The organism is Marinobacter sp. BW6, assembly GCF_008107725.1.
Lineage (GTDB): Bacteria > Pseudomonadota > Gammaproteobacteria > Pseudomonadales > Oleiphilaceae > Marinobacter.
On the sequence record NZ_VIRN01000035.1, the window covers coordinates 164,807 to 186,195 of the forward strand.

Sequence of the window (21,389 nt, forward strand, 5' to 3'; positions counted from 1 at the left end):
AACTTTATGCGATTTAAATTGCTATTCACTGGCTTAGTGGCGTCATCGTTAACATTTGCCGGCGCGGAAGTCGAACCTCCGAACTCGGTCTCTGTGCTGAACCTTTCAAACGAACAGGTTGAGCTATGGGTAAATGGCGAATATCGGGAGCTGAACGCCGGTACCGCACTGCTTTATCCCTGCCTGCAAGGTGAAAAAGTAGAGTTACAGCTTGATCTGAAACTGGACTACGTCCGGTGTGGCGAGAAGAGGGAGATTCGCGAGTGAATAGGTTTTTGGCAGTTTTGTCCGCATGCGCGGTGCTTACGGCTTGTGGCGGGGGTGGTGATAACTCGGATGGATCCAAAGCTTCCACCTACAGCTCCTGCACTATTACTCAGTCCGATGCTCTTCTAGCTGAGGACCGGTCTAAAGATATTAGCCAATGCTGGGATGGCGTTGACTATGAGGAGCAGAACCTTGCGCTCAACTGGTGTGCGGAAAAGGTTAGCGCTTATATCGACTCTGAGTATGTTTTTGGGCATTCCGTTGAGTATCAGGTTGCGTCGACGAATTGCTCATAAAGGCTCAGGGCGAGGATAAAAGGAAATTGCTAACAAGTAATTGCTCAAAGACCGAGAAATTATTGGAAAGACACGGAGATCGTAATGTCTGAAATAGGAAATACTTCAAACGGATTGGAGTCGAAGGGATTCTTTTCAAAGCTGGTAAACGGCGACTTTGGATTGGCGAAAACATATTGGCTCTATGGCTTTGTGGTCGGGATAGTGATCAACGTTCTTACACGGATTGTTCCTTCTCTGGGTGCCCTTGCAGTGATTCTCGCCCTGGCAATCCCTTACCAGGTAATGGTTCTCCTTGGGGTATGGCGTGCGGCGGAAAAGTATCAGGGGCGCAAGGCCTGGGCCATTCTGGCAAAGGTCGCCGCCGTACTTGGTTGGTTGGGGGTGTTGGCCAGCCTTGGTGTTTTTATCGAGATACTTGGCTACCTGTAAGGAGTCTTGCATGAAAGGGCTCCTGCTACTGGTTGTGTTGCTTACATGTTCGTCATCGCTTGAGGCGATTGAACCAAATCAAGGGAACCTCTCTGGACTCGCGGAAGCCTATGGCTTTGTGATGGGACAGAATCTGTCGCTGGACAGAATTTCCCGCGAATATCCAGCTCTAGCCCGGGAGGCTCTGCTGGCTAAGCTCGCCTTTGAAAGAACATTTGGGGATATCCATGACCAGCTGAACCCGAAATTCATCGAATTTATGGGAGAGGAGAGATTTCGGGAGTATAGGGCGCAACTTGAAGGCCAGTTAAATGAGATGAACGGGCAGCAAAAGATCACGCGAGCGATTGCTGAGAGCTTTCTCGAGGATGTCCGCAAGCGGGCTGAGGGCGAAATCTATAGCCCCACGCTTGAGTACCTCTTGGCAATAAGGTTTGGTGATAATCCCGTTCAGGAGTATGCCAGAGGTTTTCGCCAGCGATTTCATACCGATGGGTCTGGTAAATCTCTTGGTGTGGTTATGAACCTTCAATTGCCTCAATCCTGGCAGGAGCAGGAGGGAAACCGGCCGCATATCGTCCGCAAATGGAAAAGCGATGCGGGCACAGGCATGGAGCTGATAATGCTGCAGGTTAGAGGTACTGAAGGTGTCTCAATAACCCGTGCAGATGTTGCCGAGATGATGCAACCAGGCGAGATAGAGGGCCTTGTTCCGTATGGTGGCGCTTTGCAGGACTACGGAATGGTGTCGGTTGAGGGGTTGCCGGGTTATTTCATGGATTTTGACTTGCTGATGGAAAGGGCTGGCATGGCGATTTACCAGAAATTACGCCAGTACACGTTTTTCTATCACGACCGTATGGTCGCCGTTCAGTGTTCTGCCGGCGCTCTAGAGCGTGACCATGAGTTAGTCGAGACTCAGTTTGGAAAGATAAAGCCGTTGTGTGCCCAGGTTTTTAACTCTGTGGTATTGCCAGAGAAGTATCTGAAACCAGAGCCTGAAAGGCATGGTGGTGAGGATGTGGTTATGCCCTCTATTTAGCCGTCAAGGGTTCCGCACCCGTTAATCAGCATGTGAGTGAATTGTTGTGCTCAGGAAGAGCAAATGACTTCGAGGGATTTGAAGCTGCGTGGTATCTAACTTCGAAACTATGGAGTCTTTATGTTCTCGGTACCTCTGGAGAACGCAGTAGCCTCAGTTGAGGTTGGTCTTGTCACAGATATTTTTATTGGTCTGTTGCTGTTTGTATTCATACTTGCCTGTATCTGGAAGCGACTGAACAAACACCATTCGTTTACGCAATACGCGCCTACGCTGCTCACTACATTGGGTATTCTGGGTACCTTTTTCGGTATCGTCGCAGGGTTGCTGGCATTCGATGTTCAAAACATTGATGGAAGCATCGAAGGCCTGTTAAGCGGCATGAAGACGGCGTTCATCACCAGTCTGGCCGGGATGTTCCTTTCGATTGTTTACAAAGTTCTTGTGTCAGTGGGGATTCTTTATGTTGCTGATTCTGAGGAAATTGATGAAGACCAGATTGGCGCCGCAGAATTGTACGCCGTCATGCGGGAGCAACGTGATGGTATCAGTGCACTGAACCAGGCGATTGGAAGCGGGGATGAGTCCAGTCTTACCGGCCAGATGAAATTGATGCGATCGGACATCAATGATGCGGACAAGCAGGCTCGCAAAGAATTCTCAGAGTTTCAGGAAAAGCTCTGGATCAAGCTTCAGGACTTCGCAGATATGTTGTCGAAATCTGCGACGGAAACCGTTATCGAGGCGCTCAAACAGGTCATTACTGACTTTAATAACAATCTGACCGAGCAGTTTGGAGAGAACTTCAAGGAATTGAACAAAGCCGTGGAGAAACTGGTCGAGTGGCAAGAGAACTACAAAGTTCAGATTGATGAAATGACCCAGCAGTACGCCCAAGGCGTAACTGCGATCACTGAGACAGAGTCTGCCGTTGCAAAGATTCAGGAGCATACCACGCAGATTCCTGACTCCATGACCAAGCTGGGTGAAGTGATGACAGTGAATCAACATCAGATTGATGAGCTAGGCCGTCACCTTGAGGCATTTAAAGATGTTCGCGATAAGGCTGTTGAGGCGGTTCCGCAGCTAAAAGAGCAAATTGGCCTTACAGTGGAGGGGGTTCAGGACGCCTCCAAACAGTTGGTTGAGGGGATAACGAAAGCTACCGAAAGCTATCAAGAAGTAATCTCCCAAGGCGTTACCGAGTTCACCGATAGCGCACGGCAGGTCAATGAATCCTTGCAGAGCACTTCAGACGCTATGTACAAGAGCTCAGAGCAAACCAGTCAGCTTTTCTCCGACATGGCTGATGACCTCCATAGCAATTTCCGTACGCTAGCTGCTGAGATGAACGACCAAACCAAATCAATTGGTGATTCGCTAAGAGAGTCAGGCAAAGCGGTCGTTGAAGAAGCTGAGCGCAGCCGCGAAGCCTTCGAGTCGGGCTTGGAGGGTATGCGCAATCAATTAAGCAGCAATCTTGAGCAGATGGCAGATCAGCAGGCAGCTCAATTTCAGAGCTTGGTTACAGGTCTCAAGGAAGCGATGGAGCAATCGATTCGAAGGAGCGCCGAATCTGTTGAGGGCAGCATAGAAATTCTGGACCAGGCCCTGCAGGCGGAGATCAACCGTTCAATGGAGCAGATGGGCCACGCCTTGGCAACCATTACCGGCCAATTCACAGAGGACTACCGTGGACTGGTCGATCAAATGAACCAAGTTGTTCGTGCACGCGCCTCATAAGGAACATGTATGGCCCAGTTTTTAAAACCGAAAGCCTCCGAGCAAGAGGAAAACCATTGGCTGTCCGTATCCGATTTGATGGCGGGCTTGATGGTGGTTTTCCTGTTTATTGCAATTGCATTGATGCGTAACGCCTTGCTTGAAAGAGATCGAATCAAAGAGGTAGCTGTTGCCTATCAGGAAACCCAGGTCGATATTTACAACGCCTTGGTCGACGAATTCTCAAAGAATCTACCTCGATGGAACGCCGAAATCGATAAGGATACGCTCACCTTTACCTTCAAGTCGCCGGAAGTTCTGTTTGAACGGGGAGAAATCGACTTGAGCGAGGAATATCGGGCCTTGCTTGGTGACTTCTTTCCTAGATACATGGAGGTTCTCGATGGCTTTAAAGACTCAATCAATGAGGTCCGAATAGAAGGACATACCAGTAGCATCTGGAACCGCTCTACCAGTCCTACGGATGCATACTTTAAGAACATGCAACTGTCGCAGGGTCGGACCAGAAGTGTTCTCGAGTACATATACAGGCTCGGGGACATCCAGCCTTATCAGGACTGGATCAAATCGCATATAGCGGCAGTTGGGTTTTCCTCTGCCAAGCCCATCATTGGCATCGATGGTGAGGAAGACCTAACTAAAAGCCGTCGCGTTACTTTTCGTGTGGTCTCAAATGCAGATATTCGCATCAAGCAGATTCTGGAGATTGATGGATGAAGCTGCACTTCCCCGTTGAGCAACTGTGGGCTCAAGTTCGGAAAATGGGCGCCGCTGAACGCCCCTATACATTGAATATCTCGTTGCCTGATCCCTTGCCCGACATCGTGAATCGGTTCAATGAGGGGGGTGCCGAAATTGAACTGAAAGATGTCGAGACCACGGGCGGGTTGCTAAGCAGTAATGGAGCTCAAATTGTTCTCTATATTCCCGATCAGGGCCAGAATATTGATAGTGTTTTGGAGAATGGCCACGAGGGAAAAAAAGTGCATGTGGCGGATTGTCAAACCCTCGAACAGATGAGGCAGCGTAACCGCTTTCAACGATATCGGGCTGTAGTGAACACATCTGGAGACTTTGAGGTCTTCGGGTACTCGAAGAATACCTTTAGCTCACGGGAGGGTAGTGCTCGCCTGCGAGTGTGTATTAATTGCCTCAAACATCTGAACTACCGCGGCTATGTTTCAACTCCAGCAAGGCAGCGAGAAATTCTGTCTCAATTCGATTTGAAGAATTTCTTTGCGCATTACAGCTCTCTTTTCCGTTATCTTCCGAAATCGTTCATCGAGGATAAAGGCGGTTACGCCGAGAACTGGAAAGAGGTTTCGGCTCGGTATAGAGAAAGCAAAGAGTATATTTGTGAAAGTTGCGGTGTCGATTTAAAACAAGCTAAAGCATTGCTCCACACCCATCACATCGATGGCAACAAGCGGAATAACAATGAAGCGAATCTTCAAGCTCTGTGCGCTGATTGCCATCGTAAGCAGCCGTTGCATGATCACATGTACATCAAACAGCGTGACATGTTGATTATCCAGCAATTTCGAAAAGCTCAGAATATTATTGGTGCCTCGACAAGCTGGGATGAGTTGTTCGGGCTTGTGGATTCTGCATTTGAGGGACTACTCAGGCTGTATCAGCAACAAGGCAGTGCAAAACCCGAAATTGGTTATGAGATAACTGGAGCTGACGGCGCGGTTGTCGCTGAGTCGGAGATTGCTTGGCCTTCTGCGGAGTTTGCTGTTGTAGGAAATGCCACTGAGAAAAATAACCTGGAGTCGATGGGCTGGAGGGCCGTTACGCTTGAGGAGGCTTTGCGAGAATTTAGGGACCGAAAATAGGCTCGTTTGAGAGACACTTTATTTTTAAATAATTAAGGAAATTATGCTCTTGTATCGGAAGTACTCAACTGACTGTCATGAACAGCTCTTCAAGGATTTTGGTGAGTTCCCCCCGAAGCCACTCAGGGCGCCACCCCTGAAGCATACGTTCGACGTCATTTATCTTTCCGGAATTGGGAGCAAGTATTATTCGCTATCTCGAGTATTCGGGCTTTTTAAGGCTGATGAAGATGAGATAGAAGATGAAAACGTAAGGCTCATGCACAAAGAGGTTCAGGATGTGAAGTATGGCTTGGTGACCTCGCTGCAAGACCTAGTTTTTAAGTTTAAAAAGCTTAACTTACTCAATAAGACGTTAAGCCTTTTATTAGTGATTTTAATTTCTCCACTTTTTCTAATATTTTTTGCTTTCTTGCTGATTATATTGATTTATCGTTTATACAGAATTCCGTCATTGGGTTTGAATTCACTCGGATTCTTTTCTCCGATTACACAGCAAAAAAGCGAAATTGTTGTGAAGCCGCGGGACATCAAAAATGCCGGGCTTTCTTTGGATGCCATAGTATCTCATGAACATATTCACCTTCTCCAGTTTCGTAAGTTCCCTGATAGGCAAAATGACCTGTTGGGAACCGACTTCAAAGCTAGTGTCAAAAATGTTCTGAAGGACAGTGCCAAAAGATCAGGGAAGGCCTTCTATTACCTATCAATTAACGAGGTTGAGGCGCGACTTCACGAGGTCGTGCTTTCATATTATCGAGCCTATCAAAGTTTGCCGCATGATTACCGAGGTTTTTTGGTAATGATTTTGTCGTGTGAAGTACTTGGTGGACCTGTTTCCAAGATTCTTTCAAATCACGAAGTGGAATTGCAAGAATATGTTTTTCGAGACTTTAATTTAAGAGAAGTCGCGCCAGCCCAAGATCTGGCGATTATGCTCGGCTATTTCAAGGACTTTTCCTATTCGAAGCGGTTCGTTTGCGAGTCTCTTTCTGTGATGTACGGAAATCTTCTAATGCTCTATGGCGACACACAAAAGGCGATCAATTATCTGAAAACTATAGAGTGTTCAGATTTTTACCTTCAACTTTACGGCGAACCCTCAGTCCCAATGGACAGGGCGGGAGAATAGCGTGAGCTCACAGTGTTATTCAGTAAATCAGTACCTCATCGAAACCATAATGGCTTGGGTAAACTCCGGGGAAATCGCTATTCCAGAAATTCAAAGGCCGTTTGTGTGGGACTCTTCCAAGGTTCGAGATCTGATGGATAGTCTTTATCAGGGTTATCCGGTGGGCTATATCATCGCCTGGCGTAATCCTTCGGTGAAGCTAAAGGACGGTGGGTTCGCTGAGGGCAAAAAGGTGCTGATCGATGGCCAGCAACGAGTGACGGCTCTCAGAGCCGCAATTGCAAGCCAGCAAGTGGTTAATCAAGACTACAAGACAGTTCGGATCCGGATTGCGTTTCATCCAATCGATGAGCGGTTTGAGGTTGCAAACTCGGCTATTGATAAAGATAAATCGTGGCTGCCCGATATTGGGCCTATCATCAGCGGAGAGCTCAAATCTCACAAAGTCGCAAGGGAATATCTTGCAGTGAATCCGGAGACAGATGAGGACCTTTTGCACGAGCGATTGGATAAGTTAACGGACATTCTGAAGAAGCAGATTGGCCTGATTGAGCTTTCCCACGATCTTGATATTGAAACCGTCACCGAGATTTTCATCCGCATCAATTCGAAAGGGGTTGTCTTGAGTCAGGCCGACTTCGCTATGTCTAAAATTGCGGCTAATGAGGAGTTTGGCGGCAACACTCTACGAAAGGCGGTCGATTACTTTTGCCACATGGCGGTTGCTCCTGAATTTTACACGCTGATCGAGCAAAACGATCAGGCTTTCGCGCAAACTGATTATTTCAAGGCCATGCGTTGGCTGCGTCAGGAAAATGAAGATCTTTATGATCCTGGTTATTCGGATCTGCTGAGAGTGGCGTTCACGTCCCGTTTCAATCGGGGCAAGCTGGCTGATCTGGTTGGTTTATTGTCTGGGCGGAACTTCGAAACGCGTACCTATGAAAAAGCCATTGAGGAATCATCTTTCGAATCTTTAAGGCTCGGCGTTCTGGAATTTATTAACGAAACTCATTTCAAGCGTTTCCTGATGATTATTCGATCCTCTGGCTTTGTTGATCGCAGCATGATTCGCTCGCGGAACGCTCTCAACTTTGCCTACATTCTGTACCTGAAACTCAAACGGGATCTGGGTAACGAGCCGCGTATTGAAACTTGGGTACGGCGTTGGTTTGTGCTCTCTATCCTCACTGGCCGTTACTCTTCATCTCCTGAGTCTCAGATGGACAAAGATATAAAGGCCATAAACGACCGGCCCTTTGGGGATTTGCTGGCAGACATCGAGGCAGCGGAACTCTCAGATACCTTCTGGAGTGTAGGGCTGGTGCAGGCCTTGAATACTTCAACGGTTAACTCGCCGGTGTTCAAAGCATTCCTCGCGGCTCAGGCTTATCTCGGGGATAAGGGCTTCCTCTCGAAAGATATCAGTGTGCGAGACATGCTGAATCACCACGGGGATATCCATCATGTCTATCCTCGAAACTTCCTCAAAAAGCAGGGTTTGTCTCGCGGTAAGTACAATCAGGTGGCCAACTTTGTATACGTGCAGCAGGAGGTAAATATCAAGATTGGCGATAAACCTCCAGCTTCCTATATGGAGACGATTTTCGGACAGTGTGAAACCGGCAATCCGATGCTCGGTGCGATTACCGACTTCGCGAAACTGCAGGAAAACCTCAAGGCCAACTGTCTGCCAGCCCATCTAGAGGACTACGCCCCAGAGAGATACGAAGAGTTCTTGTCTCAGCGGCGTGTGGCGATGGCAGAGAAAATCAAAGGATACTATTGGGCACTGTAAATATTCTCAGAGCACAATTTTACAGATGGTACGCATTAAGGAATTTCGTTGAAAAAAGGAATCGCTGTAACCGCTATCTTCGCGGCGATCACTGCATCGCTTTTTATATGGCCGAGTGTTCTGACAGCCAGAGGCACTGGCGGCTGGTCGACAGCTGGAATCGGGTTGTTGATTGTTCCGGTTCTGATCGCGCTGGTTATCTGGAGCTTGGGCTTAATCGTAAAGTTAGTCCGATTGCTGGCGAAACGGCAGCAAGCTGATAAAGAAAGTCGATCATCCCAAATAACGCTGGGGATCGTTATTGGCGCGGTTCTCGGCATTTGGTTGGGAGGGGAGCTTCGAATGTATGGGTTCGAACTCGCGGCAGAGCGTGCCGAGCCAATGATTAAAGCGATAGAAGAGTTCACCCGTGACAATGGCCAGCCGCCCGAAGCACTTTCTGCGCTTGTTCCCAATTATATCGACAGCCTACCGCCGAAGCTTCCGCCATTGGAGATAGTGACGGATCCAAAAAAGCTGGTGGAGTATGGTGATAATCCCTGGGCGCTCACTGCCTTGGTGTCCCGAGGTTTGTTGAATTGGGACCGCTTTATTTATTTTCCGGATCAGGCATACCCTGAGGCAGGTTTTGGTGGCGGTTTGGAGCGTATAGGGGGCTGGGCTTATGTCCACGAATAACAGGTGTTGCGAGTGAGCCGCTTCACTCTTTGCCCGGATAGATGGTACGCGATGGAGCTTTTCGGCCCGGAATTCGATACCGAGGTGAGGCACTATTCACCGATATTAGCGACCTCGCTTTCAGCACCGGGAAAGGGTTCTCGGTGCTTTGACCTGTCATTCTTCCATGCAGCTTATCCTGAAGGTGTGCAAGACAAGGTCTACACCATCCAGACGATTGAGCGCAGCAATCACTTTTTGTTGGGTAAGGTGGTCGGCACGAGCCGGCTGGTTTTGTTGATGGAGCTCTCAGATCAATGGTTGAGCAGGCATTTTGATAAACAAGCTCTGAGTTATCTGCGTTCACTTCAAATAGACTCCGCGCCCGATCCCGTCGACCGTTACACCGCCTGCCTACTTGGTGGAGCCATAGGTGATGCCTTGGGCGGTGCAGTGGAGTTTATTTCGCGATCTGCAATTCTGGATCGCTTTGGACCTGACGGAATTAAAGATTACTCCGATGCATATGGTGGAAAGGGAAAAATAACCGACGATACTCAGATGACTTTATTTACCGCAGAAGGCCTGTTGCGTGGCCGAATGCGGGGCGTCAGTAAAGGTATAACTGCTTACGACCATACGGTTGCCGCCGCCTATCTTCGGTGGCTGGCGACTCAAGGGCATGAAAACCGCCATGTTGAGACGATATTGGATGGCTGGCTGTTTAAACAGCGGGAGCTTCATAGCCAACGCGCTCCGGGAACAACCTGCCTGAGTGCCCTGGCGGACTACGAAGGCGAACCCGGTATTGCCCATAATGACAGTAAAGGTTGTGGTGGGGTGATGCGGGTCGCGCCGGTGGGGCTATTTTGTTGGACTTTCAAAGAGGATTGGGGGATCACTGAGGTGTTCGATTTCGGAGTCATGTGCGCAGCAATCACACACGGACACCCGAGTGGCTATCTCAGCGGCGGCGTTCTGGCCTCTCTGATTTTCTTGATCTTGGATGGCGCTCAAGTTGGTGACGCTCTGAATGAGGCATCTTCAATCTTGGTGAAGTATCCCGGACATGAAGAAACGTTGGACGCTTTGAATCAAGCGAAAAAATTGAGTGATTCTGAGCTTCGCCACCACGAAGCTATTAAGGAGCTTGGAGAGGGATGGGTTGCAGAAGAGGCTTTGGCGATTGCTGTCTATTGTGTCCTGGTTGCAGAGAGTTTTGAGCAGGGCGTTATTCTGGCTGTAAACCATGATGGCGACTCAGACTCCACGGGTGCCATCGCGGGGAACATTCTCGGCGCTTTGCACGGTACCAGAGTCATCCCTGGCCGTTGGCTGGAATCGCTGGAGCTGCGCGAGGTAATCGAGGCAGTTGCGTCTGACCTTTGGAGTTGTCGGAATTGGAGCAGTTATATGGACGACGAGCGGCAGTGGGATCGTTATCCGGGCTATTGATTTCCTATCCGTGCAGTTCCTCTAAAGTATTGTCACCAACTACGAAAATCTGAGCTAACTTAAACACCTTGCACTTGTTCAATTTGGAGAACACATGATCCCCGGTTTGCTGGCCAAGGAAGTATCGGCCGCCCTGCGCGAATTCATTGTTACCGGCTACGAAACAGAAACCGATCCCTTCAAAGGAGAGTTTCGTCGACTGGTAGAAGAACAACAGGACGGGGAGGCTTTTCTCAAAGGACCTTATGTCTCGGTAGGTTTGCCATTCTTGCGGGGGAGCACCGGCCGGGACTTCTTCAAGGGTTTTGAAACCGAGCACCCCCCGTTTGCCCACCAAGAGCAGTCCTGGCAACGATTAGCGTCTGATCGGCGGGCCGCGAATACTTTGGTGGCCACGGGTACCGGTTCGGGTAAAACCGAGTGTTTCATGTATCCGGTTCTGGATCACTGCCACCGAGAGACCGGTGCCGGCATCAAGGCCATTGTGATTTATCCCATGAATGCGCTGGCCACAGACCAGGCGAAGCGTTTTGCCAAAGAAATTCATCGCCAGCCTGCGCTGAAAGGGCTTCGGGTGGGATTGTTCGTTGGCGGAGATGGCCAGGGCACCAAGGCCATGGGCCCGGATCAGGTCATTACCGACAAGGAAACCCTGCGCAACAACCCACCGGATGTGTTGCTCACCAACTATAAAATGCTCGATTACCTGCTCATGCGCCCGCAAGACCAGAAGTTGTGGGCCTACAACGGGCCGGACACCCTGCGGTATCTGGTGGTGGACGAGCTGCATACCTTTGATGGCGCCCAGGGTACGGATCTGTCGCTGCTGATTCGACGGTTGCGGGCCCGGTTTGAGATGACGCCGGAGCAGTTGGTGTGCGTGGGAACCTCTGCCACCCTCGGTGGCGATGACAGTATTAAGGGTTTGCTGAGCTATGCGTCCGACATTTTTTCCAGCCCGTTTCGCCGGGACTCGGTCATTGCCGAGCAGCGGCAGAATGATTCAGAGTTTCTCGATAACCTGGCGTTTCTCGGGCTGAACAAAGAAGTGGGGCCTGAGCATCTTTCGCTTGCCCTGAATGAGGGGCTGCAGGCCTATCTTCTGAAGGCCTACGACCTGTATTTCAGTAAAGAACCGGGAATACCGCTGGATGCCAAAGAAGGACGTATTCAACTGGGCAAGGATCTTAAGCAGCATGGTCAGCTGGCAAACCTGCTGCGTCAGCTCAAACTGGGGCAGGGTACGCCCCGCTTTCGGGAACTGGTGGATAAGCTGGCGTCCCAGATACCACCGAAGTTTCAGCGCCAGCCAGAGCAGGCATTGATTGCGCTGTTAGCGCTGCTTTCCCATGCCCGAGACGAAGTAGGGCGGCCGTTTGTGCAGTTGCGTTTGCAGCTTTGGTCCCGGGAGTTGCGGCGGATTGTAGGCACCTTGCGGGAGCCGCAACCGCAAAACCTTCTGACGGACGAAGCGCCTGAAAACGGGCGCGCAGACGTTTTGCCCCCGCTGTTGGCTTTTGGGGACGACAAACCACCGAAGGACCAACGGCAGGTACGTTTGCCGCTGGTGCAGTGCCGGGAGTGCCATGGCACCGCCTGGTTAACTCGCATGGAGATGAGCCACGTTTCTGACCAGGTGGTGGAAACCGAGCTGCAGAGTATCTACAGCGCGTTTTTTGGCAACCACGAGGAAACCGCACTCTTATTGCCTTGGCAACAGGGCGAGGGTGTTTCGCCAGCGGGGATGCACCTGGATAATTTCCGGCTGTGCCGTGAATGTGGCCGCACGGCGGCTGCGGATTATACAGGCCCCTGTAAGGGCTGCCAGGCGGGCAATGAAGCGTTGGTGCGGGTGAGCAAACCTCATCAGTTGAAGGAGGTCAAACGGGACAATACCAATAAGAATATCCATGAGCACGATTGTCCCTACTGTTCCGCCAAATCCGCTTTGGTAGTGTTCGGTGCCCGCGCCGCCAGTTTGAGTGCCGTGGCCATTCACCAGTTGTTCAGCAGCCGCGACAATGATGACCGCAAACTGCTGACCTTCAGCGACTCGGTTCAGGATGCTACCCATCGCGCCGGTTTCTTTGCCGCCCGTACTTGGCAGAACAATGTGCGTATGGCGCTCACCCAGTTACTGGAAAATCAGTCCCAGCCGTTACCGTTACTGCAGTTACCTGATCTGTTTGAGGCGTATTGGCTGAATCAGGGAAATGGGTCGGGGCGTCTTGGGTTGCCCCGTTACCTGCGTGAATTCATGCCGCCGGACAAGCGCTTCACCGCGGACTTCGAGCATTTCGAAACGACTGGCGAGGTGCGCGATGCGGCCAGGATGCTCAAGCTGATTCGCGGGCGGATGTTGTGGCAGACACTGGAAGATCTGGGCTGGCGGGCTCAGGTTGGGCGTTCACTGAATCGTCTGGGCATTGCGGCGTTGGACTGGCCGGCGGAGTCGGTTGCCCGTGCAGCGCTGGCCTGGCGGGAAACGGTAGACAACACGCTGGGCTATAGCATTGATAGCGAGGCGGCTGCTGGCCTGATGACCGGCCTGGTTCAGCATCTGGTGAATCTGGGCGCGTTCGGGCTGAAGGACTTGGCGTACTACCGCGACAAATCCGGCAAGAGTTACCTGCTCAAATTTCTGGATTACGCCCCACCATTGGGCCCGTCTTCCCCACGGCCTCGGTACCCTGCTGTGGCTAAGGCTGAAGGCTATGAGCCGCTGAGTCACACTAATGCCTCGAAGTCCTGGTACGAAAACTGGCTCATCTGCCTGAACCCGGACACCCTCGTAGATCGCAAGCAAATGGAGCTGGTTCTTGCTGCCGCTCTGGATGCGCTGGCGGATGTGGGAATGGTGCAGGCTGAAAACAATGAGCGTGGCGTTAAACTATGGGCGCTGAACCCGGAGCTGTTGACCATTGTCACCGATGTTCGGGCTGTGGAGTGCGAAGGCTACCGCCCTATGCACGTGCCCGCCGACAAGGCCCGCAACTGGCTGGGGTTACCGATGATCAGTGCCGCTGGTCCGGAGCTGCTGTATGAGAATGTCGTTCCTGTACGTGACACCTTGTATGGCAACCTGTACCGCCATGGTGAAATACACCGGGTAATCGCCCACGAACATACGGGTTTGCTGGCGGCCAGCGAGCGGGTTCGCGTAGAGAACAGCTTTATTAAGGGTGAGAAGCCCTGGGAATACAATCTACTGTCGGCAACGCCTACGCTGGAAATGGGTATCGATATTGGTGACCTTTCCAGCGTTTTGCTGTGTTCTGTACCGCCGGCTCAGGCGAATTACCTGCAGCGCGTGGGCCGTGGTGGTCGCCGGGATGGCAACTCCTTTGTCTTGACGGTGGCCAATGGCCGCCCACACGATCTGGTGTTTTACGCCGATCCCGGGCGGATGCTGGATACGCCGGTTGAGCCGCCGGCGGTGTTCCTGAAGGCCCGCCATGTGCTGCGCCGCCAGTTGTTGGCTTACTCCATGGACTGCTGGACCCGTTGGGCAAAGGGGGACAACCAGGTGCCCCATACCATGCAGCCGGTATTGGATGCGGTAGAAAAGGCCCAGGAAGACCGATTCCCCTACACCATGCTGAATTTCTTGAAACATAACATGCAGCAAATCTGGGACGGGTTCAGTAGCCATGTTGCCACTGAACTAAGTGGGGAAGATCTGGAGCTGCTGCGGCAATATCTGTTTGGTGGGCCGCAATACGATGAGGACCGGTTGGAGCTGTATCTCATCGGCCGGCTCAAGCTAGTGGCCGATGAACGCAACCGCATGGCCACCACCATTAAAGATCTGGACAAGCAGCTGGATAAACTGCGCAAGCAACCCCAGGACGAACATACCCAGGCCGAAATTCTGGAGCTGGAGCGCGAAGCAGCTGGCTACCGTGGGATGCGCATTCGCCTGAATAAGCGTGAAACCCTGAATTTCTTTACCGACGAAGGGCTGCTGCCAAACTACGCCTTCCCGGAAGAAGGGGCGACCCTGCATTCGGTAATCTTCCGCTCCGAGAAAGGTTCGGGAAGCGACGGCGCAGAGCATGAATTCGTAAAGCGGGAATACGAATACCAGCGCCCCGCTCAGGCTGCGCTGACGGAGTTGGCACCGGAGTCGGTCTTCTACGCCGGCAACCGCAAAGTAAAGATAACCCGTGTGGAAACCTCGAAGGGCCGCAATATTCAGGACTGGCGCTTTTGCCCCCGATGCCATTACTCCGCGCCCGCCGATGACCCCACCGCGGGCTTTAGCGATAAAACCTGCCCCCGCTGCCATACCAACCAGTGGGGCGATGAAAGCGCCCGCACCAAAATGCTGAAGATGACGCAGGTCTACGCGTTCACAAACGCCAGGGATGCGATTCTGGACGACCGCTCAGATGACCGGGAGCCTGTGTTCTTTAACAAGCAGATGCTGATCGACTTCAAACCTTCCGATGTACCGATTACCTGGGTGCTGGACGATAAGGATAAGCCCTTCGGCTTCGAATTCATCCGATCCGCCAAATTTCTGGAAGTGAACTTTGGCCGCCGCGAAGGGGAGGAGATTTACTTCGATGTGGCCGGAGAGCACATCCAGCGAGCTGGTTTCCCTATCTGCCGGGAATGTGGCTCGGTGCAATCCAAAGCTGCAGCCAATGGCAAGAAAGAGGCTGCCCATCTTAAGTCATGCAGTTACGCCCGTGGCCCAAAGAAACTGTCGAACGGCAAGGAAGACACGGGCCTGGAGAATTGCCTGTACCTGTACCGCCAGTTCTCGTCTGAAGCTTTGCGGATTCTGCTGCCGAGGCTGTCGACGGGCGGTACTGAAGAGCAGGTGAATTCGTTTGTAGCGGCCTTGCAGCTGGGCTTGAAAAGACGGTTTGGCGGCAAGGTAGACCACTTGCGGGTAGCCTACCAGAGCGAGCCAGTGGGCGAGACCGATGAGCGTAGGCACTTTATTGTGTTGTACGACTCCGTGCCTGGTGGTACCGGCTACCTGCATGAGCTGCTGAGCCGGGCGGAGAACATGCAGTCGGTGTTCCGTATGGCCTACGACGTAATGGATGCCTGTGACTGTTACGACAACACTATGGACGGCTGTTATCGCTGCCTGTTGGAGTATCGCAATGCCTATGGCATGGAAAGCACCAGTAAGGAACTGGCGCTGGAAATGCTTAAAGATATTGTCGACGGTAACCACCAGTGGGTGCAGGACAAACAAGGCTTGAGCGCGCTGGGTGGTAATCCTTGGATAGACAGTGAGCTTGAAGCGCGCTTCCCGGAGGCGCTGGCACGGTTTTCTGGTGAAGACTGTGTGGGCAACCACAAGGTGCGAGTCGGCAAGGACATTATCCGGGGTAAAAGCGGTTACCGGCTGACCATTGGCGACCTCGCCTATGAGATAGAACCGCAGGTGAATCTGGGTATGGCGGAAGGCGTGCAGTTTGCGAGCAAACCGGATTTTGTTCTCTGGCCGGCACGTAACGGTTTGCTGCCTGTGGCGGTTTTCCTCGATGGCTATAAGTTTCATGGCGAGAAAGCCAGCGAAGACTTGCTCAAGCGCCAGGCTCTGATGCGTGCCGGCTTTGTGGTTTGGACGCTGAATTGGTACGACGTCAACAAGGTTATGGGCGACAAGGCCATGGATGTGCCCTTACCGCTCGGCATGACCTCGGCGGAACAGAATCATCAGGCCATTGCGGGTCTCGCCAAGGTGGCTGGATTGAATAACACTGCTCAGCACCTCAATAAAACCACCTTTGACTTGCTGATGCACTTCTTGACCGAGCAGGACAAGGCGTTGCTCCAGCAGCAGGCGCTGTTTTTCATGCTGCAATGCCTGCCGGCCCGGTCTTTGGCGGATGCCGAGGTTAAAACTGGCGTTTTGGAGAGTCTGAACGGCTTGCCTGCGAGCTTCACTGACCTAGCGCCTGATCCTGCCGCATTGGCAGGGTCGGTTGAGCTAACCGATGACAACGCCGCAGCGAAGATTACCCTGAGCCTGCTGGCCGGGCCGGAATTACTCAAAACCTTTGATCTGGGCAAGGCTCTGATCTCTGCTAGCTACACCCTGCAAAAAGGCAGTGAAGACCAGGCCCGTTACCAATGGCAACGGTTCTGGACAGCTGTGAACTTCCTGCAGTTCCTGCCCGCGTTCTACGCGTGGACCCCAGACTCGAAAAACAGCGGTATTGCGGCGGGTCTGCTCTGGACGAAAAACACAGGCCAATATGGGAAGCCCGACACCAAGCCAGACCAGGCTCCGCCCTGGTTTGACCAGCTCGAGGATGAGTTGCGGGAAAGGCTTGAAGAGCAAGATGTGGCCTGGCCGGCGGAGGTGTTGGTTGCAGAGCCCGTTACTGCAGGTGAGCTGGACGAAGTGGTAGGCGAAGCCGAACTGTTGTTTGCCAGCGCAAAGGTGGCTTTGTTGCTGGATGATATGGACGACCAGGTGGCTGCCAGGCCTTATCTGGAAGCGGATGGGTGGCGTATCTGCTCCTCGGTGGACGAGTTGGTTGATGCCTTGAATGAATTGGAATCAGGAGCCTGAGATGGCGAGTGTTGCGTTTTCTGACAAGTATTTTGAAAGCCTCCTGAAGTTGACACCGAAGGAGCAAAGTCAGGCCAATAAAGCGGTCATGTTATTTCAGCAGGATCGCAACCATACCAGCCTCAACTACGAGAAGCTGCCAGCTTTCAAGGACAATAAGGTCCGCTCTATCCGGGCAAATCAGGATGTACGGATTATTCTGGCGGCGGCGGAGAAGGAAGATCTGTATCTGATGCTCTATGTGGACCACCACGATCCAGCCTATAAATGGGCAGAGAAGCGTAAGATCGAGATCAACCCAAACACTGGCAGCGTTCAGGTATTTACGGTTGAAGAGAGTGTTCTTGAGCCGGCAGGGGAAGAACCGCGAGGGACATCACGGCCCGGCTTGTTTGATGCCATTAGGGATCGGCAACTGTTGCAGCTGGGCGTTCCAGAAGAGGCGTTGCCCCTGGTTCGTACTATGAAAATTGAGGCGGACCTCGAAACCGCGCTGACTGAAGAGAAGATTCCGAAAGACGTTCACGACGGCCTGTTCATGATAATGGCCGGTGCCAGTTATGAGGAAGCCTATAACGAAGTGGTTCCGGCGGCCCCGGAGACGGTGGATACTGAAAACTTCACCGCAGCGTTGACACGCCCCGAATCTCAGGCTGTCTTTACGGTAGCCGAAAACGAGCAGGCTCTGCAGGAGGTGCTCAACCAGTCGATTGAGAAGTGGCGGGTGTTCCTGCACCCGGCCCAGCGCCGACTGGCAGAGGGCAAGAAAAACGGCCCGGTTCGCGTGCTCGGCGGCGCGGGTACCGGGAAAACTGTAGTGGCTATGCATCGGGCTAAATGGCTGGCCAACCATTTGGAAGAAAGCGATGGAAAAATACTGTTCACGACCTTCACCAAGAACCTGGCGGCCGACATCCAGCAGAACCTGAACAAGATCTGCAGCCCGGAGGCGCTGGCTCGTATCGAGGTGCAGAATCTTGACGCCTGGGTTATGAACTTCCTGAAAAAGCAGGGCTACGACTACGGTTTGTTATTGGATAGCCGGGAAGAGAAGAAACTATGGGAAGAGGCCTACTCAGAGAAGCCCGCCAGTATTGATCTGGGTATGGCATTTTTCCAAGAAGAATGGGCGAGGGTGATCCAGCCCCAATCAGTGCGCAGCGTAGATGAATATAAGAAGGCTTCGCGGATTGGTCGTGGTACACGGTTGAATCGCCAGCAACGGGTGGAAATCTGGCCGGTATTCGAGCGTTATCGTCATCTGCTGGCCAGTAACTACCTGAAAGAGACGGATGATGCCTACCGCGATGCCCGTATGCTGATTGATGGCAAACCGGAGCTGCGCCCCGATCTGGCGGCAGTCATTGTGGATGAGGCTCAGGATATGGGCACCCAGGCCTTCATGCTGATTCGTGCTCTTGTCCCACCAGACCCTAATGACCTGTTCATTGTTGGTGACGGTCATCAGAGAATTTATGGCAAGAACAAAGTCGTGTTGGGGCAATGTGGCATTGATATTCGCGGCCGCAGTTCCCGTCTCAAAATCAACTATCGCACCACCGATGAGACGCGCCGATTGGCGGTGGGCATACTCGAAGGTGTAGAGGTTGACGATCTTGATGGCGGTGAGGACACCCAAAAGTTTTACCACTCACTGATGCACGGTCCGGCACCAGAAATTCGCCGTTTTGATTCCATGCAAGAGCAAGCGGATTCCATCCTGGATGCAATTCGTAAAAATGACCTCGCCCCTGAAGCCTGCTGCGTTATTGCCCGCACCCGCCGGGAAGTTGGGGAGCTAAAAGCAGCTTTGGAAAGCCGGCAGCAGCTTTGCCACGTGCTGGATGGTAGAAGTGTTTCTACACCGGACAACACTGTAAATCTTGGCACGATGCACCGAGTGAAAGGGCTTGAGTTCGACGCCGTTTTCTTGGCCTCGGCAAACAAGGGGCTCGTACCGTTGGATTACGTGATTAATTCTGCTGCTGACGCAGTAACGAGAAGGCATCGAGAGAACGAAGAGCGTGCACTGGTCTATGTGAGCGTTACCAGGGCTCGCAAGCTGGCGTTTATTTTTGGATATGGGCAGATGAGTGATTGGTTCCAAAGGTAGTTCTTTGGAAGTTGGGGTCTCTACAATTTGGCTTGCTTAAAGATAATGGTCGGAGTGAAAAGCCATGGAATGGAAGGATGCAAAAAGTAGGTCTCGACGGTTGGCTCGTCAGTTAAGAGAGCTGGGTATGGGTGAGGCAGTCCAAAGCTCAAAACTGGTTGCTTATGAAGTGGCGAGTAGGACTCGCACCACGACTGAGAAGGCGTTCAACAGCGACCTTGTCGGTAAAGCTAGAGAAGCTACTGGCCAGTCGGCACGCAGGCTCAAGGATCTTTCATCGGACGCGTCTGACTGGGGGAAAAGCAAGTGGCTACGTGCGACAGAAGAGACGCATGAAAAAAATTGGTATCTCAGGGCTGCGAGGGCCTGTGAGGAGGTTTCTGATGCTGTGCTGGGCAATAGTGAAGGAGTCTCCAGCAGGATCAGTCGAGGCGTTGCTGCGAAGTTAGGTGCGGCAGGAACTTCGGCTGGTATCTTTTCCGTAGCATCATTACTGGGTACTGCCAGTACAGGTACAGCAATTGGAACACTTTCGGGTGCAGCGTTCACCGGGGCGTCTCTTGCATGGATAGGCGGATCGGTTCTCGCTGGCACAGTAATCCTTGGTGTCGCATCAGTTGCGGGAGGCATTGGTGCAGCGGCAGGGGCTGCTTGGATTTCCAGAAAGTTCTTGTATGGTGACAAACGTGAAATAACTGAACTGGAATCGCAGGAACGCAGAATCGTTGATTCTTGTCTTGCACTGGCCATCGCATTTAGGAAGCAATCTGAAGCGGGTTCTCCAGTCGATACAGTTAGTGCGCGGTATCTCCATGACGAAGCCCTCAAACCACTTAGCCAGGAGTTGGTTGAGTTACAAAATAAAGTTGCTGAATGGCCGGCCATGGCGCGACGCCGGCTAAAATTATCACGCCAACGACTGCAACAGTTTGTTGTTTTGTTGGGACATTGGTCGTCGCAAAGGCCCAACTTTACTACTGGGGTCGTTAGTGCGGTATTTCTGCAATTATTGGCAGAAGATTTATCGGATTTTTCACCAGATCAGTTGCTAGTTTTAGATGCGCTTCGCAGATCCAATCAAAATCTGGCTAACGCTTCTGAAGAAGAACTTTCAATTTATGTTCAGGCTCTAGACCCAATTCAGCTTCAGGGGCTGCAAAATAATGTGAAAGGTATCTACCATGAGCTCCGATATGTCGATAATGAAAACAACGATGGCGATTTCTACGTTGCTGAGCTTTTTGAGGCAACTAATCATCCAGGTGCAGATGTTCGGATTACAAATATCGAAACAGGGGCGGTTCAGGAAATCCAATTGAAGGCCACGGATTACCTGAATCATATAAAACAGCATAACGAACGCTTCGAATCTATCGAAGTTTTTGCGACATCTGAAATAGCGGATTCTGCAGTGGAATTGCAATCCTCTGGTCTATCCAACAAAAAGCTTGGTGAAGATGTTGAAACCATGATTGGGGATTTGGATAACTATTACGAACCTAATATGTCGGATAGTATGGGGGCTGCAGCAATGGTGGCACTGGCACGCAATGTGAGGGTGATGTTGCAGGGCAGAGTTATGACTATAGAAGAGAGGCGACAGCTAGTTCAGGGCGGGGCGATATCCGCAGGTACGGCAGGCTTGTTTTCATTGATACTGAGTTGATTTAGATAAGAGTAGGGCAATTTCCCCAAAAAAAGCTTCGTTAGGGGCTCCGAGTGCGGATTTTTTGCATCCAGGCCCCATAGCTTCAATATCTCTTTGCAATGCTCCGTGATTTGGATCGGGTGATCCGAGACATAGTAGGACGCCCTCCACGGTCTCGGTTTTTTTTCAGGTGTAGCGGACCGAACCAATGTCGATCTTTGCCCATCGCCATGATTAACAGTCTCATCGCGCGGAAGTAGTCTTCCTTTGTTGTAGTTGCTAGGTTTTCACGATCAAACCAAGTGTTCCTGATAAACATCAGGTGCTTCAACTTGATCTGATTCCACTTCCGTACCTCGGGAAATTGGCTCTCAACGGCATCTGCCAGTGTTTGTATCCGGTTAATTGTGCGAGTTTTTGTGTT

At 51.7% G+C, this 21,389-nt stretch carries 13 protein-coding genes; all 13 read left to right on the forward strand.

What is annotated here, in order from left to right:
• Window positions 1-6 precede the first annotated feature (6 nt).
• The 13 genes from FMN52_RS00910 (at window position 7) to FMN52_RS00975 (ending at window position 20,983) form a co-directional block, all read left to right on the forward strand.
• Window positions 7-267 (forward strand): hypothetical protein, encoded by a 261-nt coding sequence (locus FMN52_RS00910; protein ID WP_148606845.1) that lies wholly within the window; start codon window positions 7-9, stop codon window positions 265-267.
• 380 nt (window positions 268-647) lie between these two features.
• Window positions 648-995 (forward strand): hypothetical protein, encoded by a 348-nt coding sequence (locus tag FMN52_RS00920; protein ID WP_148606846.1) that lies wholly within the window; start codon window positions 648-650, stop codon window positions 993-995.
• 10 nt (window positions 996-1,005) lie between these two features.
• A complete protein-coding gene (locus FMN52_RS00925) occupies window positions 1,006-2,037 on the forward strand; it encodes a hypothetical protein (RefSeq protein WP_148606847.1) in 1,032 nt (343 codons plus the stop codon).
• Window positions 2,038-2,157: 120 nt separating this feature from the next.
• Window positions 2,158-3,780, forward strand: a complete 1,623-nt coding sequence (locus FMN52_RS00930; RefSeq protein WP_148606848.1) for a MotA/TolQ/ExbB proton channel family protein — start codon at window positions 2,158-2,160, stop codon at window positions 3,778-3,780.
• Window positions 3,781-3,789: 9 nt separating this feature from the next.
• Window positions 3,790-4,497 carry an OmpA family protein gene (locus tag FMN52_RS00935; RefSeq protein WP_148606849.1) on the forward strand — a complete coding sequence of 236 codons (708 nt, stop codon included), beginning with the start codon at window positions 3,790-3,792 and terminating at the stop codon, window positions 4,495-4,497.
• Window positions 4,494-5,618 (forward strand): HNH endonuclease, encoded by a 1,125-nt coding sequence (locus tag FMN52_RS00940; protein ID WP_148606850.1) that lies wholly within the window; start codon window positions 4,494-4,496, stop codon window positions 5,616-5,618. Before FMN52_RS00935 ends, FMN52_RS00940 begins: the two co-directional genes overlap by 4 nt.
• Before the next feature lie 49 nt (window positions 5,619-5,667).
• Window positions 5,668-6,750, forward strand: a complete 1,083-nt coding sequence (locus FMN52_RS00945; RefSeq protein ID WP_148606851.1) for a hypothetical protein — start codon at window positions 5,668-5,670, stop codon at window positions 6,748-6,750.
• 1 nt (window position 6,751) lies between these two features.
• The gene (locus FMN52_RS00950) at window positions 6,752-8,548 is read left to right on the forward strand and encodes a DUF262 domain-containing protein (protein ID WP_148606852.1); all 1,797 of its coding nucleotides are present in this window, start codon (window positions 6,752-6,754) and stop codon (window positions 8,546-8,548) included.
• Window positions 8,549-8,596: 48 nt separating this feature from the next.
• Complete coding sequence (locus tag FMN52_RS00955) at window positions 8,597-9,226, forward strand: hypothetical protein (protein ID WP_148606853.1); 630 nt, start codon at window positions 8,597-8,599, stop codon at window positions 9,224-9,226.
• A 12-nt stretch (window positions 9,227-9,238) separates the two neighbouring features.
• Complete coding sequence (locus FMN52_RS00960) at window positions 9,239-10,660, forward strand: ADP-ribosylglycohydrolase family protein (protein WP_205424874.1); 1,422 nt, start codon at window positions 9,239-9,241, stop codon at window positions 10,658-10,660.
• Between the two features lie 94 nt (window positions 10,661-10,754).
• Window positions 10,755-17,204, forward strand: coding sequence for a DEAD/DEAH box helicase (locus FMN52_RS00965; RefSeq protein ID WP_148606854.1), 6,450 nt, complete (start codon window positions 10,755-10,757; stop codon window positions 17,202-17,204).
• A 1-nt stretch (window position 17,205) separates the two neighbouring features.
• Window positions 17,206-19,317 carry a UvrD-helicase domain-containing protein gene (locus FMN52_RS00970; protein WP_162525010.1) on the forward strand — a complete coding sequence of 704 codons (2,112 nt, stop codon included), beginning with the start codon at window positions 17,206-17,208 and terminating at the stop codon, window positions 19,315-19,317.
• A gap of 64 nt (window positions 19,318-19,381) precedes the next feature.
• Window positions 19,382-20,983, forward strand: coding sequence for a hypothetical protein (locus tag FMN52_RS00975; RefSeq protein ID WP_148606856.1), 1,602 nt, complete (start codon window positions 19,382-19,384; stop codon window positions 20,981-20,983).
• Window positions 20,984-21,389: the final 406 nt, after the last annotated feature.

What these genes read in the sequence shown, in the direction of transcription:
- FMN52_RS00925 (WP_148606847.1), top strand. Translation starts at nt 1,006, where the DNA reads ATGAAAGGGCTCCTGCTACTGGTTGTGTTGCTTACATGTTCGTCATCG.
- FMN52_RS00940 (WP_148606850.1), top strand. Translation starts at nt 4,494, where the DNA reads ATGAAGCTGCACTTCCCCGTTGAGCAACTGTGGGCTCAAGTTCGGAAA.
- FMN52_RS00970 (WP_162525010.1), top strand. Translation starts at nt 17,206, where the DNA reads ATGGCGAGTGTTGCGTTTTCTGACAAGTATTTTGAAAGCCTCCTGAAG.
- FMN52_RS00965 (WP_148606854.1), top strand. Translation starts at nt 10,755, where the DNA reads ATGATCCCCGGTTTGCTGGCCAAGGAAGTATCGGCCGCCCTGCGCGAA.
- FMN52_RS00910 (WP_148606845.1), top strand. Translation starts at nt 7, where the DNA reads ATGCGATTTAAATTGCTATTCACTGGCTTAGTGGCGTCATCGTTAACA.
- FMN52_RS00920 (WP_148606846.1), top strand. Translation starts at nt 648, where the DNA reads ATGTCTGAAATAGGAAATACTTCAAACGGATTGGAGTCGAAGGGATTC.
- FMN52_RS00930 (WP_148606848.1), top strand. Translation starts at nt 2,158, where the DNA reads ATGTTCTCGGTACCTCTGGAGAACGCAGTAGCCTCAGTTGAGGTTGGT.
- FMN52_RS00975 (WP_148606856.1), top strand. Translation starts at nt 19,382, where the DNA reads ATGGAATGGAAGGATGCAAAAAGTAGGTCTCGACGGTTGGCTCGTCAG.
- FMN52_RS00935 (WP_148606849.1), top strand. Translation starts at nt 3,790, where the DNA reads ATGGCCCAGTTTTTAAAACCGAAAGCCTCCGAGCAAGAGGAAAACCAT.